Genomic DNA, 14524 nt, shown 5'->3' on the forward strand with positions numbered 1-14524 from the left:
TTAAATTCCTCCTTTTAGCATCTCTAAATGCTCCATATATTTATTAATAAATTTTTCTTTACCCCAATTTTCCTTAAACATTCTTTCTATTAAATCATGAATAACAGCCTTAACAAAATGCATTTTCTCACTTTCCACTACATCTATTTTATTCATTTTATTCCATGATTTCTCAAGTTCTATGTCCCAATAAAGATATCTATACTTGTAAATAGAATAACTTTCTTTTTTAAAGAGTATATCCGCTATCCTTATACCATACTCTTCAAGAGATTTTTTTATATCAAACATATTTTTTCTCATAATAGACATGAATACATTATGTATATCTTCAGTTTCAAGTTCAAGTATTAAAAAATATGCATCATATAGATTATCAAAATATTGATAAAAACTTCCTCTAGCTATATTAAGCTTTTCTACAATTTCTTTGACATTGACTTCCTGAATATTTTTTGCTGTAAAGATTTCTTTCAAAACACGTATAATTTTTTCTTTCTTTTCTTTGGGTAGATTATTAAAAGTATTTTTAGGCATATTTCCTCCTTGTGACAATATGTCATTTTCTATATTATATATGACACAGTGTCATTTTGCAAGTTTTTCAAAAAAAAAACTTTACTGTTTACAGTAAAGCTTTTTTCTCAAAATTTAATTTTATATTTGAAATACTTTATTTTATTTATCTACATTAAAGAAATGTAAATCTATACCAAATGATCCGATTTCTAATCCTTTAACTGCTTCATTTACTAAGTGAAGTTGAGTTTCTTGATATAGAGGTATTATAGGTACATCTTTAGCAAGTAATCTTTCTGCTTCAAATAAATTCTTCATTCTTTCTTCTCTATTAGTTGTTTTTAATGCTGCAGATATTAAAGCATCATATTCAGATGAATAATAGTGAGGAGCATTATTTCCACTCTTACTAATTAATAGATCAAGGAAAGTCATAGGATCTTGATAATCTGCTCCCCACCCAGTAAGAACTATATCAAATCCTCTTGCAGTTGTTCTGTTTAATCTTTCTTTAAATGTAACTATTTCAACATTTAATTCTATTCCTAAGTTAACTCTTAAATCTTCTTGGATTTTTTCAACTATTTTCTTGTTTGACCCTCTTTCATCAGCAAGGAAAGTTATAGTTAGGAAATCAGTTATTCCTAACTCTTTTTTACCTTCTTCAAATAGAACTTTAGCTTTTTCTGCATCAAATTTAGCAAAAGTTGGTCCAAGTTCTTTAACGAAGTCTTCTTTAACTCCTAGCATACCTATATTTTTAGGTGTGAAAGTATAGCTTGCTTCTTTAGCTCCATTAAATACAGTTTCTATTAATCCTTCTTTATCAACAGCTAAAGATATAGCTTCTCTAATTTTTTGATTTTTAAATATTTCATTTTCTAAATTGAAAGCTAAGTAGAATGTTCTAGCAAGTCCATTAATTTTTAATCTAGCATCATCTTTATATTCTTGTAATTGTTCTGTAGTTATAGATACTATATCAATTTCACCATTATTAAATGCATTTAAAGCAGCTGTACTATCAGCTATATATTTAATAACATATCTATCAATTTTTCTTGATTCAGGTGCATAATAGTGTTCATTTCTTTCAAGTTCTAATTGAGTATTATGATCCCATTTAACAACTTTATATGGCCCTGAATAAAGTAAAGTATCAGCTTCAAGTCCATAGTCTGCACCTTTTTCTTCAGCAAATTTTCTATTTGCAGGCATATATGTAATAAATGAAACTAATGAATCAAAATATGGTGTAACATTTTCAAGTTTAACTTCTAAAGTTTTTTCATCTATAGCTTTAATTCCAACTTCTTCAAAAGCAACTTCTCCACTTGCATATTTTTCTGCATTTTTTATAGGGAATAAGATGTATGCATACTCCGTGGCATTCTTAGGATCTAGAGCTCTTTGCCAACCAAATACGAAATCATCAGCAGTTATAGCTTCACCATTAGACCATTTAATTCCATCTCTTAATTTAAAAGTCCAAGTTAATCCATCTTCACTTATTTCCCAGCTTTCAGCAAGTGCTGGTTTTACTTCACCACTAGGCATAGTATATGTTAATCCTTCACTTACTAAACCATGAATAGTCATAGTGTTACCATCTGTTAATATTTGTGGGTCAAATGATATACCTTCAGCCACCGCATTGTATGTTAACACTTTTTCATTAGGGTTACTTGAAGTAGATCCATCACTAGCTCCACAGCTAAAAAAAGCAATCATTGCCATAAGGACAAATAATATTTTTTTCATAATAATCACCTCTTATTTAATTTCTAAAAAATCTTTTTCTACATAATGTTCTTTTCTATACTCTATTAATCCTGAATTTTCAACTATCTTATCTATCTCATCATAAGTTCCTATAGGTGATTTTAGATAAGATTCATCCATTACCACTTTATCTTCTTTAACAAATTCTGGATCTGGTATAGGTACTGCTGATATTAATGATTTAGTGTAAATATGTACAGGGTTGTTATATACCTCATCAGGATATCCAAGTTCTACTATTTTACCTCTAAACATTACAGCAACTCTATCAGATATATATTTAACCATAGATAAATCATGGGCTATAAATATCATAGTTAAGTTTTTCTTTCTTTGTAACTCTTTTAATAAATTTACTACCTGTGCCTGTATAGAAACATCGAGCGCTGAAATAGGTTCATCACATATTAGTACCTCTGGTTCTACTGCTAGTGCTCTTGCTATTCCTATTCTTTGTCTTTGTCCTCCACTAAATTCATGTGGGAATCTACTTGCATGTTCCCTAGCAAGTCCTACAAGTTCTAATAGTTCATATACTTTTTCTTGAATTTCAGCCTTAGTTTTATACATATTATGTATTATCATTCCCTCTGATATTATCTCTCCAACAGTCATTCTTGGATTTAGTGATGCCTGTGGATCTTGGAATATCATCTGAACTTTTTTAGTAAATTCTAAGTTAGTATATTCTGATATTTCTTTATCATCTATAAATACCTTACCATATGTTTTATCATAAAGTCTTGCTACTGTTCTTCCAAAAGTTGTTTTACCACTTCCAGACTCACCAACTAATGATAAAATTTCACCTTTTTTAATATCTATACTAACATCATCCACTGCTTTTAATACTTCAGTTTTAGAAAGTGGAAAATATTTTTTTAAATGTCTAATTACTATCATCTCTCATCCTCACTTCCTGTAATGTTAGCAAATTTTACACCACTTTTACTTTTAATTGTATCTACTATGTATGGTTCACCCTCAACAGGACTTATTCTTATAGTTCCATCAGGATTAAATTTCATATCAGGTGCACCATCTACATATATCCATGATTTAACATAGTGTCCATTGCCTAAATCTACTAAAGGAGGCTTTTTCTCATAATCTATTTTCATAGAAAATTCAGATCTTGCTGCAAAAGGATCTCCCTTTGGTGGATCAAGTAAATCAGGTGGTGTACCAGGTATTGAAAATAGTGCCTGACTTGAATCCATATCTAGTCTTGGTAAAGATTTTAATAATCCCCAAGTATATGGATGTCTTGGATCTTTAAATATTGTTTTTACTGGAGCTTCCTCCATTTTTTCCCCGGCATACATAACTATTACTCTATCAGAAGTTTCTGCAACTACACCTAAATCATGTGTAATTAGTATTACTCCTATATTTAATTCCTTCTTAAGCTTATTAATTAACTCTAATATCTGTGCCTGTATAGTAACATCCAAGGCTGTAGTAGGCTCATCACAGATTAATAGATCTGGCTCACAAGCTAATGCTATTGCTATTACTACCCTTTGTCTCATACCTCCTGAGAATTGATGTGGATATTGTTCAAATCTTTCTTCAGGTTTTGGTATACCTACTTTTTCAAGAATATCTATAGCCATTTTCTTAGCTTCTTTTTTACTCACTTTTTTATGTATTAATATACCTTCCATAATTTGGTGTCCAATTTTAATAACTGGATTAAGTGAAGTCATAGGATCTTGGAATATCATACCTATTCTTCCACCTCTATATTTTCTCATTTCTTTTTCATTTAATTTCAACAAATCAACACCATCAAATATTATCTCCCCACTCTTATACTCACCAGGTGGTGTTGGTATTAACTTCATTATACTTTGTACTGTAACTGATTTTCCACTTCCAGATTCTCCAACTATTGCAAGTGTTTCTCCTCTATCTACACTAAAACTAATATCTCTTAGTGCCTTTACTTCTCCAGCATAAGTGTTAAAAGAAACACTAAGGTTTTTTATTTCTAATAAACTCATACCTACCTCCTAATCTCTAAGTTTTGGATTTAACGCATCACTCATAGCATCACCTATAATATTAAATGACAAAGTGATTAATGATATTATTAAAGCTGGTATTAAGAATAAATATACATGTGTATTTATTTCCTTAAATCCATCTGCAACTAAGTTTCCTAGTGATGCCTGTGGTATTGGAACTCCAAGACCTATAAAGCTTAGGAAAGCTTCTGAAAATATTATTGATGGTATATCCATAGTAAGTCTTACTATTATTATACTTAAGGTATTAGGTATAAGGTGTTTTCTTACTATCCACCAGAAGTTTGCTCCTAGTGCCTTAGAAGCTAAAACATATTCATTTTCTTTAATTTTTAAAACTTCACCTCTAACTAATAAGGCATAGCCTAACCATCTTGTAGCACATAGTGCAATAATTATTGTTTTAACACTATTACCTAGCACTACCATTAAAAGTATTATATATATCATAGAAGGTATAGAAAGTATTACCTCTACTGCTCTTACCATTATGCTATCTATTTTACCTCCAAAATATGCTGCTGTTGCTCCATATATAGTTCCTAGAATTACACATATGGCTGCAACTATTACTGAAAGTTGCATAGATACTCTGATACCCTGTGAAATTCTTGCAAATAGGTCTCTTCCTAGAGAATCTGTTCCCAAGAAATGTCCCTTAGAAAAACCCTTAGCTATATTTAAAAATCTATCTGCACTATTTTGTTCAAAATATGAATATTTAGCTATTACTTGACCAAATGTACCTATGAATAAATATATTAATAGTACTACTAAGAAAAATACAGCTAATTTGTTCTTTTTAAATCTTCTCCATGAATCCTTCCAATAAGTTAAACTAGGTTTACTTATGCTTTCATTTTTAGTATTATCTGGTCCTACATATACAAAATCTTCTGGATTTGCAGTGTAGTTTTCTCTATCATAATTTGCTCCGTAAAGATTCTTCATTACTTATCCCCCTTACCTAGTTTAATTTTAGGATCTACCAATGCATAAGCAACATCCATAACTATCATCATAAGTATTAAGAATGCTGAATAAAATACTGTTACTCCAAGTACCATAGTATAGTCTCTATCTATTATAGAACCTATATAGTATTTACCAAGTCCTCCTATAGAGAACATAGTTTCTATAACAAATGACCCTGTAAGTATGGCAGCTATAGATGGTGATATTACTGTAATTATTGGTAATATTGCATTTCTAAGAGCATGTTTAAGTACTACATTAATAGGTGCTACACCCTTAGCTACTGCAAGTTTGATATAGTCTTGCTCCATAATTTCTATCATTTTACTTCTCATAAGTCTTGCTACTTCAGCAACTGAGAAAAACCCTAGAGCTATTACTGGTAATATTTTTTTTGAAGGCATATCCCAACCTGTAAGTAATATCTTACCTAAAGGTAGTCCTAATTTATCTATTAATATACCCTTATGTACTCCAACTGCATATAGCTGAAGTAGTCCTGCTATTACAAAGCTTGGTACAGATATCCCTATAACTGCTATTATCATAGAAAAATGATCCATTTTCTTTCCTCTTTGTAATGCTGCAGCTATACCTAATGGTATTCCAAATATCAATCCAAATAATACTGCTCTTATTCCTAAATCTGCAGAAACAGGAAATGATCTTTTAATAATAGAATTAACAGTTCTTCCTCTTTCCTTCATTGAAATTCCTAAATCACCCTTAGAAATATTCTTTAAATATTTACCATATTGAACACTTAAAGGCTTATCTAAATCATACATCTGCATTAAGTTTGCCTTTATCTGTGGCGGTATTGCCTTTTCACTATCAAATGGATCTCCAGGTAACTTATGTAGTAGGAAAAATGTTATAGTTATTACCAACCACAAAGTTATTAAACCTGTAAGTATTCTTTTAAATATAAACTTCAAAGTATTTCTCATATTTAATCCTCACAATCAACTTTATTTGTTTATGAGTATATGATATTTTTTTATTTTTGTCAATATTTTTTATATATATGTTTTCAATACATCGATATATTTTGTATATTATTAGAAATGAAAAAATAGGCGTCAAATGACGCCTACCTCCTTATTTCATATATTCTTTTCTAAGTATAGAACAAACTGCTAAATCTCCTATTCCACTATTACTTAAAACAGATTCTCTTAATATACCTTCAAATTTCATGCCTGCTTTTTCCATTACTTTTCCTGAAGCTGTATTTCTAATGTCATACTTTGCTTCTATTCTATTAAAGTCTTCTTCAAGAAATAAGTAGTTTATTACTGCTTCTAATGCTTCTGACATATATCCTAGATTCCAATATTTTTTAGATAATATATATCCTATATCAGCACTTTTAATTTTTTCCTTTATTTCAACAACTGATATATCTCCTATTACAATTTCTGGACTTTCTTTTAAAGTTATTGCCCATTTAAAACACTTTTTCTCATCATATTCTTTAACCCATAATTCAAGCAAAGACCTAGTTTCTTCAACATTTTTATGTACTGGCCATAAAAATTTTACATTTTCTTCTATACTTGCCCAATTATCAAACATATTTTGTGCATCTTCTACTTTAAATCTCCTAAGTATTAGTCTTTCTGTTTCTATTTTTTTCATATTATCACCTTAATTTATTATTTTTTAAATACTTATCTATTATCTTAAATACTGCTTTTTCTTTTTCATTTAATTCATCTAAAATATCATCTTTTTTAATATTTTTAGTTTATCTTTTAATACTTTAATTGCTTTTTGTACAATAAAATTTCTATTTTAAAATACTCATACTCATAGTTTAAAAACAGCTATCTTTGTTGAAATTAATCTGAATTTGAAATCTCATCTGCATTCTCTTTCAAATAAACAAAATCTAATTGTCTCGCCGCTTCAATATAATTGGTTAATTTATCTGATTTTATTTTATAAAGAACATTGAGTGCCATTATTTTTTGATACTCTTCAGCATAAGTATCACCCTTATATTTGTCTCTTTCCCAAAATTCAATCGCATATTGTTCTGCTTTTCTATGATCTATCTCACTTAAAACACTTAAAGACATCCTCTGTGTATATTCATCATTTACATTTATATATTTGAATACCCAGTCAGTAATTGAACTATCATCTTTATAAACCGACAATCTTTTTACTAGTTGCCACTTCGCAGTTGTATAAATTGTATCTATACACCTTTCAATCAAATATTTAAACCATTCTTTATATGACGAAATAAGGTCAGCCAAATATTCGCATTCATTGTCCCTAGCTACACAATACAGTATAGAATCTAAATCAGTTTCGATAATATCCTTTACTTCTACATTCTTTATAAATGAGATTGCAGATTCTCTCATTCTATCAAAAGAAGGCCCTAAATATTCTCCATTATCAGTATCTTCAGTCATCTCAGAATAATGCTTATAAACCCATTTTTTGTATATTATCACTTCTTTATTTAGCATTCGGCTATATTTATTCAAACAACCACCCCTAACATTTATTTGTTATAGAATTTTTTCATATTCTTCTATACAAAACTTAAATTTGTAACTATTATTTTTTCTCTTCTTCATTTTCAATCTCTTTGTCTAAATTACCAATTAACTTTCCTAAATCAATAGCATTTTTAGATGTTATAACAGGTTTACCTGTTTCTTGTTCAATCTCTTTTCGAGCATTTCCTGCAATACTTCCACCACGTTTTGCAACTTTCTTATTTTCTTCTAGTCCTTGAGGATTTGTTGTATTAGCAAGTTCTGTGGTTGTAGCTTCTGCAAGCATATTTAAAACCAATTCAAGTGTCGACATATTATCTCTAAGGTTTTGTTTATTCAAGCCTTTATAGTCTTTGTATTGTCTTGTTGTCATACCAGACCATGCTTTTGTAATTTCATTGGTTAAAATGGCATATTCTTTCCCCTCTTTTACTCCATGATCTTGCCAAGTATCTGTTAGTTCTTTTCTGACTTGAATTGCTTGTAATCTTTGGTTAATCCATTCTCTTGTATAACCTTTTTTTAGATAGGTTTCTAAGGCTCTATCAATGGTAAGTTCAGGATCAATAATTTCATCAATTCTTTCTTTACCTACTTCTGCTAACCACATCTTAAATGGTTCTGCTTTTTTTGATGGAATAGATTGAATGATACGAAATATACCTTGCATATCAGCTACATCTGTTAGACGCATTTTTCCATCTGTTGCCTTCATTTTCAAAGCGTTACAATTTGTAACGGTTTCGTTTCCTTCCTCTTTTAATCTCTTTTTTAGCACTCTCCAGTACACTTGAGGATTTTCACTTTCTGTAAGTACTCTTACTACATCTACTACTGAAAAATACCATTCTTCTTTTTCACTATCCCAAACAGAGCGTATCTGATTTCCTTCAAATAATTTAATTTCGTTATCCAATTTCATTCTCCTTTCTGCCTATGTTTTGTTTACAATCAGCTAAATATTAGATAACACTAAACAACACATAAATTATTATTTTTTAGAATTTTAGTATTTTGTAGAAGTACTAAAACCCTTGATTTTATTAAACTTTTTACAACTGTTATAATTATGATATAAGATCCACATGCTAAATCATACAGTAAAATCAATGGTTACAGATACTAAATTTCCATCTATTCAGGAGGACTACTAGCATAATTTGAAGATGCATACTTTAAATTATTTATTATCAAAAACTGTCTTATACAATTTTCTCATTTCTCTTGCATATTTCATCGCACCTGGAATACGTAGTCTTTTGTAATAATCCTCTAAAATTTCCGGATGATTTTTCAAAATATCATATTCTATTATATACATAGCAATACTTGTTATAGCATATTTACCTATAGAAATTATCGTTGATTTTTCTTCTTCATCTATTTGTTCACCTTTAGGGAATTCGCCATCTGGATATTCTTCAACAGCATCATTACTATATTGCCAAAAATTCTTAGTCCAAATGATAATATCTCTTTTATTTTCTTATATCTTCTTCTTATAAAACTCCACAAATTCTTTTTCTGAATATAACTTGCAATTAAAACCTTCTATTAGAAATTGTCTTTGTTTCAAACGATTTATTAGTCGCTCTATTTCTATGATTCGTAGTTCTTTGTTAAATTTATCTACTCCCAATTTTTTTATAATATTCAAATATATATTACTCTCTAAAAATTCTTTTATAATTTCCATCAAATTCTCTCACAAATTATAATTTATAAATATCTTTGAGCAACAATTACTGTATATTTATCTGTCTCATAAAAATCTCCTGTTTCTACAAACTTATTATTATGCCAGAAGTGCTCCGCCTGAGGATTATCTTTTACCCAACCAAGACGAACTTTTGAAATCCCTATCTGAGCAAGATAAAAACATAAATCCTCTATTATTTTGCTACCAATCCCTCTGTTCTGTATATCCACATCTGTCATAAAAAATCCTATAAAAGCTACTTTTTCATCAGGAAAATTCATGATTAAGTCCATTATTGCAATCAAACTTTCCCCATCATAATACCCAACATAGTATTTGTCCTGCATATCTTTGTTCGGTGGTAGTGCATTCATATCGCAAATAATGCTCTCCTCAGATACAAATGGAGGACAATATTGATAGTACAGGAGATTTTTTCGACACAATTCATATATTCTCTCAACATCAGATTCACCCATCATTTGAACAAGGTATCGATTTGATAATAATGAAACATCCATTTAATCCCTCCTTAAATTAAAAATTAATCGTCTAATTCTAATTTATCTATTTATCACTTAAAATAATTATTTCTTTTTCCATAATTTTTTATCTGTTTCAAGTTGCTTTAATTCTACTCTATCAAGCCTTGCAAAAAGCTCTTGATTAGATAGTAAAAACTTTCTCATTTCCACAAAACTATTCATAATTTTTATGCTCACTTCAACGGCTATGTCACTTTTAAGTACAGCTGAAAGCATAGCAATAACCTGCTCTGTGAATACATACGGCATATATCTTCTACCACCTGAACCACTTTCTTTTTTTGAGGTGACATTTTGGCACCTCAAAAAGTCATACTCTTCTTTTGTTAATTGAAAGCAAAAATCCTCTGGGAACCTAGCTTCATTTCTGTTTCTCTGCCTATTTAAATACTTTGTTTCAACTTGATATAACATCGCTAAGTCACTGTCTAGCATAACTTGCTTTCCTCTAAATGTGTAAATCATATTTCTTATATCAACAACATCTGAAACAACAATAATAGAATTATCTGCCATAAAAACCTAATATCAACAAAAGTAAAATCTATTTCACTATATTTACCATAACTCCAAAATCTACATCTAACTATTTACCAATCCTATAAAGTATTTCTATACTTACGAGTTCTCCTCACCCCATTTTTTCAACTGTATCTGGTACAATTCCAACTTTCTATTTTAATTCTTTTCTATTCATTCCTTTATCTATGAGAATTTTCCATAATCCATTGTAGCTTACTTTCATATAATTATCCTCCAAATTCAAATATATGAATTTATTTTATTTTATCATATTTTAATCAACTTTTCATCTTTCTTGCAAATATTTTAAGATGATTAATAGATTTGCTTTTTATGCTAGAAGAAAATCTTCTAAACTTAAAGCTGCTCTTACTTTATTTAAATCTGAACTTAAAAAAGTTCCTTTACTTTTTAGAAAGAATTTTAAATCTATCTGGGATTTTGATCCTTTTATGTGTCCTAATTGTAATATTTATCTTGAAGTTTTTTAACTCTTTGTAAGTAGTATTTTGGGCCGACCTTTACATAAAATATATAACTATTGTTTAAATAGGTATTTTATATTACTTTAAAATAAATAGTTTAATATATTTTTTTAATCAAACATAATTGTTATATGATTTTATAGAATTCTATGTAGTTTATTAAGTTTCTAATTTCCTATAGAATAAAAAAATAGACCAAAGTTTTTAAAACTAAGGTCTATTCTCTTTATAATCCACTTGAAACTATTCTTAAAATTATTCATTTTATGTTTTTGTCCCAAATTAGTACCGAAATACACTAAAAACACTTATAAAAGCTTTATTTAAAGCCATTTTCATAAAATTTTATACTATTCCCACTCTATAGTACTTGCTGGTTTTGATGAAATATCATAAACCACTCTATTTATTCCACTTACTTTATTTACTATCATATTTGATACTTTTTCTAAGAATTCATATGGAAGTTTTGACCAAGTTGCTGTCATAAAATCTATAGTATTTACAGATCTTATAGCTGCTACATATTCATAAGTTCTAACATCTCCCATAACTCCTACTGTTTTAACTGGTAGTAAAGTTACAAATGCTTGAGATACAGTATGATATAGTTCATCTTCAATTAACTCATTAATGAATATTTCATCTGCTTCTTGTAATATTTTAACTTTTTCCTTAGTCACTTCTCCTATAACCCTTATACCAAGACCTGGACCTGGGAAAGGATGTCTATTAACTATACTTGCTGGCATACCCATTTCTTTTCCAACTAATCTTACTTCATCTTTAAATAGTTCTCTTAAAGGTTCGAGTAATTTAAATGTCATTTCTTCTGGAAGTCCACCAACATTATGGTGAGATTTAATAGTATGAGAAACTCCTTCTATAGCTTGAGATTCTATAACATCTGGATAAATAGTTCCTTGAGCTAAGAATTCTACATCTTTTCCACCCTTAAGTTTAGCTGCTTCTTCATTGAATACTTCAACAAATTCTTTTCCTATAATTTTTCTCTTAGCTTCTGGTTCATCTACACCTTTTAACTTAGATAAGAATCTATCTCCTGCATCAACCTTAACTATATTTAAATTAAAGTTAGACTTATAGTAATCATATACTCTATTTGCTTCATCATATCTTAAAAGACCAGTATCAACAAATACACAAGTTAATTGATCTCCTATAGCTTTATTTATTAAAACTGCAGCAACTGATGAATCTACACCACCAGATAATCCTAACATTACTTTTTTATCTCCTACAGTTTCTCTTATCTGTTTGATTTTTTCTTCTATGAAATTAGTGATAACGAAGTTTTTCTCTGCTTTACATATATTAAATACAAAGTTTTCTATCATTTTTTTACCATATTCAGAATGAGATACTTCTGGATGGAATTGTAATCCATATACATTATTGTTATTAGCTATAGCAGCTATTGAAGAATCTGTTTTTGCTATTACTCTGAAATCTTTAGCCATTTCTGTAATATGATCGTTGTGACTCATCCATATATTTGATTCCATAGGAACATCTTTTAATAATGGATTTTCTTTTTCAATTATTTGTAATATAGCTTTTCCAAACTCTCTACTATCTGCAGCTTCAACTTTTCCTTCATTTAAATGTGTTATTAATTGTAGACCATAACATATTCCTAGTATAGGTACACCTAACTCAAATATTTTTTTATCAACAGTTGGTGATTTTTCTAAATATACTGAACTTGGCCCTCCTGAAAATATTATACCTATAACATCTTCTAGGTTATTAAAATCAAATTCTCTAACCATTTCACAGTAAACTTCCATCTCTCTAATTCTTCTTGCAATAATTTGTGAGTACTGTGAACCAAAATCTATTACAACAATTTTCTTTCTTTTTAGCATCCTCATTCTCCTTTTCTTTCTATTTTTAATAGTGTTACATCATCATTAAAAGTTTTTTGTCCAACAAATTCTTTTAAATCTTCTATCACTAAATTTAATTCTATATTTTTTACCTGTTCTTTAAGTCTATCTAAACCATAATATTTACCATTAACATTAACTTCTTCTGTTATACCATCAGTATACAGTAAGATTTTGTCCCCTACATTAAATTCTATTTCTTTTTCTTCAAAAGATAGTATAGGGAATATCTTTTTTGAAAATAGGCCCAGTATTTGACCTTCACTTTCAAGTTCTATTACTTCATCTCTTTCCTTCTTATACATTAAGGCAGGTTCTTGTGAAGCCTTAGCATATTTTACCATATTAGACTTAGTATTTACAACTAAATAAAACATGGAAACAAACTTACCTTTAGGAAAAATATTTATTATTTCCTCATTTAAAATTTCCATTAATTCAGAAAGTCTAGATACCTTCTTCGAATTATTATATATCAATACCTTAAGCATAGTAGATAGAAGTGAAGCTGGAATTCCATGACCTGAAATATCAGCAAATACTATAGCAAATTCTTCTTCATTAAGCTCTATAAAGTCACAGAAATCCCCACCTATATTCATACTAGGTTCAAAAAAGTATTCACATACATACTCGCCAAACTCTATTTTTTTAGGTGGCATTAAAGATTTTTGTATATCCCCTGCTAACCTTAATTCTTCATTTACCTCATTGTATAGTTTTCTTATTTCTTTCTCTCTACTAAATACCTCTGAAACTAGTCTATCATTTTCTTTTTTTAGTTCTGCTGCAGTTGCAAGACTTTTAATTGAACTAACTAAACTTTTAATGTCCACAGGTCTTTTAACTACTCTATTTACGCCATACTTCATAGTATTTAATGCCTTATCAACATCTGTTTCAAAAGCTATTAATATTACCATGGAATTAGGATTTTCTTCTTTAATCTTTTTTATTTCTTCTATTTTTTCTTCTTGATAGCTAGAAAAGTCAATAATATATATACTATTTGATCTACTATCATGTTTCTTGTTTAAAAAGTTAAATGAGTTTCTATCTTTAATACCAAATCCACTTTTTATCAATTCATCTTTTAAAAGATTTTTCACATTGTTATTATCATCATATATTTTAACTTCATATCCTGCAAAAGTTTTAAGCTCATTATATTCTTCTATAGAACTAAAGATTTTAAAATATCTTTTTGATTCAAGAAGATTAATATCATCTATAATATTCTTGTTCTTTATTATGAAAAATATTTCAAAATCATTTTTTATAGAACATCTAAATAGTTTTAGCATATAGCTTAAAAACTTTGAGTCTATAGTTACATCTTTAATATGAAAAAGTATTTTTTTTCTAATTTTTGAAGCTTTTAATAAATCTTCATACCCTTGCTCAAAAGAAGTAAAATAGACTATTTCATATTCCCTATCACCTAAAAAACAAAATTCATTCATAAATGCTCCTATAATTTAGTTAACCTTTTCTTTCTAGTATAGCATATATGGATATATAAAAAAAGGTGATTCGGG

The 14524-nt window shown here is 28.7% G+C and carries 13 protein-coding genes; all 13 read right to left on the reverse strand.

Annotation, left to right across the window (positions count from 1 at the left end; translation table 11 throughout):
• The 13 genes from AYC60_RS02270 to AYC60_RS02340 all read right to left on the reverse strand — a co-directional run bounded on the left by AYC60_RS02270 (window position 1) and on the right by AYC60_RS02340 (window position 14449).
• The gene (locus AYC60_RS02270) at window positions 1–537 is read right to left on the reverse strand and encodes a TetR/AcrR family transcriptional regulator (RefSeq protein WP_067320809.1); all 537 of its coding nucleotides are present in this window, start codon (window positions 535–537) and stop codon (window positions 1–3) included.
• A 141-nt stretch (window positions 538–678) separates the two neighbouring features.
• On the reverse strand, window positions 679–2280 hold the full coding sequence (locus AYC60_RS02275; protein WP_067320812.1) for a peptide ABC transporter substrate-binding protein: 1602 nt from the start codon (window positions 2278–2280) through the stop codon (window positions 679–681).
• A 12-nt stretch (window positions 2281–2292) separates the two neighbouring features.
• Complete coding sequence (locus tag AYC60_RS02280) at window positions 2293–3204, reverse strand: ABC transporter ATP-binding protein (protein WP_067320815.1); 912 nt, start codon at window positions 3202–3204, stop codon at window positions 2293–2295.
• A complete protein-coding gene (locus tag AYC60_RS02285) occupies window positions 3201–4307 on the reverse strand; it encodes an ABC transporter ATP-binding protein (protein ID WP_067320818.1) in 1107 nt (368 codons plus the stop codon). Before AYC60_RS02285 ends, AYC60_RS02280 begins: the two co-directional genes overlap by 4 nt.
• A 9-nt stretch (window positions 4308–4316) precedes the next feature.
• A complete protein-coding gene (locus AYC60_RS02290; RefSeq protein ID WP_067320821.1) occupies window positions 4317–5282 on the reverse strand; it encodes an ABC transporter permease in 966 nt (321 codons plus the stop codon).
• Window positions 5282–6256, reverse strand: coding sequence for an ABC transporter permease (locus AYC60_RS02295; RefSeq protein WP_067320824.1), 975 nt, complete (start codon window positions 6254–6256; stop codon window positions 5282–5284). The genes AYC60_RS02290 and AYC60_RS02295 overlap by 1 nt, the downstream gene beginning before the upstream one ends.
• 151 nt (window positions 6257–6407) lie before the next feature.
• Window positions 6408–6947, reverse strand: coding sequence for a GNAT family N-acetyltransferase (locus AYC60_RS02300; protein ID WP_067320827.1), 540 nt, complete (start codon window positions 6945–6947; stop codon window positions 6408–6410).
• Between the two features lie 203 nt (window positions 6948–7150).
• Window positions 7151–7810 carry a hypothetical protein gene (locus tag AYC60_RS02305; RefSeq protein WP_067320830.1) on the reverse strand — a complete coding sequence of 220 codons (660 nt, stop codon included), beginning with the start codon at window positions 7808–7810 and terminating at the stop codon, window positions 7151–7153.
• 73 nt (window positions 7811–7883) lie between these two features.
• Window positions 7884–8741, reverse strand: a complete 858-nt coding sequence (locus tag AYC60_RS02310; protein WP_231724611.1) for a BRO family protein — start codon at window positions 8739–8741, stop codon at window positions 7884–7886.
• Between the two features lie 803 nt (window positions 8742–9544).
• Window positions 9545–10045 (reverse strand): GNAT family N-acetyltransferase, encoded by a 501-nt coding sequence (locus AYC60_RS02320; RefSeq protein ID WP_067320836.1) that lies wholly within the window; start codon window positions 10043–10045, stop codon window positions 9545–9547.
• Window positions 10046–10111: 66 nt separating this feature from the next.
• On the reverse strand, window positions 10112–10585 hold the full coding sequence (locus AYC60_RS02325) for an ORF6N domain-containing protein (protein WP_067320838.1): 474 nt from the start codon (window positions 10583–10585) through the stop codon (window positions 10112–10114).
• 841 nt (window positions 10586–11426) lie between these two features.
• On the reverse strand, window positions 11427–12965 hold the full coding sequence (gene guaA / locus AYC60_RS02335; protein WP_067320843.1) for a glutamine-hydrolyzing GMP synthase: 1539 nt from the start codon (window positions 12963–12965) through the stop codon (window positions 11427–11429).
• Between the two features lie 2 nt (window positions 12966–12967).
• Complete coding sequence (locus AYC60_RS02340) at window positions 12968–14449, reverse strand: PP2C family protein-serine/threonine phosphatase (protein WP_067320845.1); 1482 nt, start codon at window positions 14447–14449, stop codon at window positions 12968–12970.
• Window positions 14450–14524 lie beyond the last annotated feature (75 nt).

The organism is Streptobacillus felis (assembly GCF_001559775.1).
GTDB lineage: Bacteria > Fusobacteriota > Fusobacteriia > Fusobacteriales > Leptotrichiaceae > Streptobacillus > Streptobacillus felis.

Bases quoted from the DNA above. Each gene is read 5' to 3' on its own strand.
- AYC60_RS02340 (WP_067320845.1), bottom strand. From the start codon at position 14,449: ATGAATGAATTTTGTTTTTTAGGTGATAGGGAATATGAAATAGTCTAT.
- AYC60_RS02300 (WP_067320827.1), bottom strand. From the start codon at position 6,947: ATGAAAAAAATAGAAACAGAAAGACTAATACTTAGGAGATTTAAAGTA.
- guaA (WP_067320843.1), bottom strand. From the start codon at position 12,965: ATGCTAAAAAGAAAGAAAATTGTTGTAATAGATTTTGGTTCACAGTAC.
- AYC60_RS02275 (WP_067320812.1), bottom strand. From the start codon at position 2,280: ATGAAAAAAATATTATTTGTCCTTATGGCAATGATTGCTTTTTTTAGC.
- AYC60_RS02270 (WP_067320809.1), bottom strand. From the start codon at position 537: ATGCCTAAAAATACTTTTAATAATCTACCCAAAGAAAAGAAAGAAAAA.
- AYC60_RS02325 (WP_067320838.1), bottom strand. From the start codon at position 10,585: ATGGCAGATAATTCTATTATTGTTGTTTCAGATGTTGTTGATATAAGA.
- AYC60_RS02295 (WP_067320824.1), bottom strand. From the start codon at position 6,256: ATGAGAAATACTTTGAAGTTTATATTTAAAAGAATACTTACAGGTTTA.
- AYC60_RS02285 (WP_067320818.1), bottom strand. From the start codon at position 4,307: ATGAGTTTATTAGAAATAAAAAACCTTAGTGTTTCTTTTAACACTTAT.
- AYC60_RS02290 (WP_067320821.1), bottom strand. From the start codon at position 5,282: ATGAAGAATCTTTACGGAGCAAATTATGATAGAGAAAACTACACTGCA.
- AYC60_RS02280 (WP_067320815.1), bottom strand. From the start codon at position 3,204: ATGATAGTAATTAGACATTTAAAAAAATATTTTCCACTTTCTAAAACT.
- AYC60_RS02320 (WP_067320836.1), bottom strand. From the start codon at position 10,045: ATGGATGTTTCATTATTATCAAATCGATACCTTGTTCAAATGATGGGT.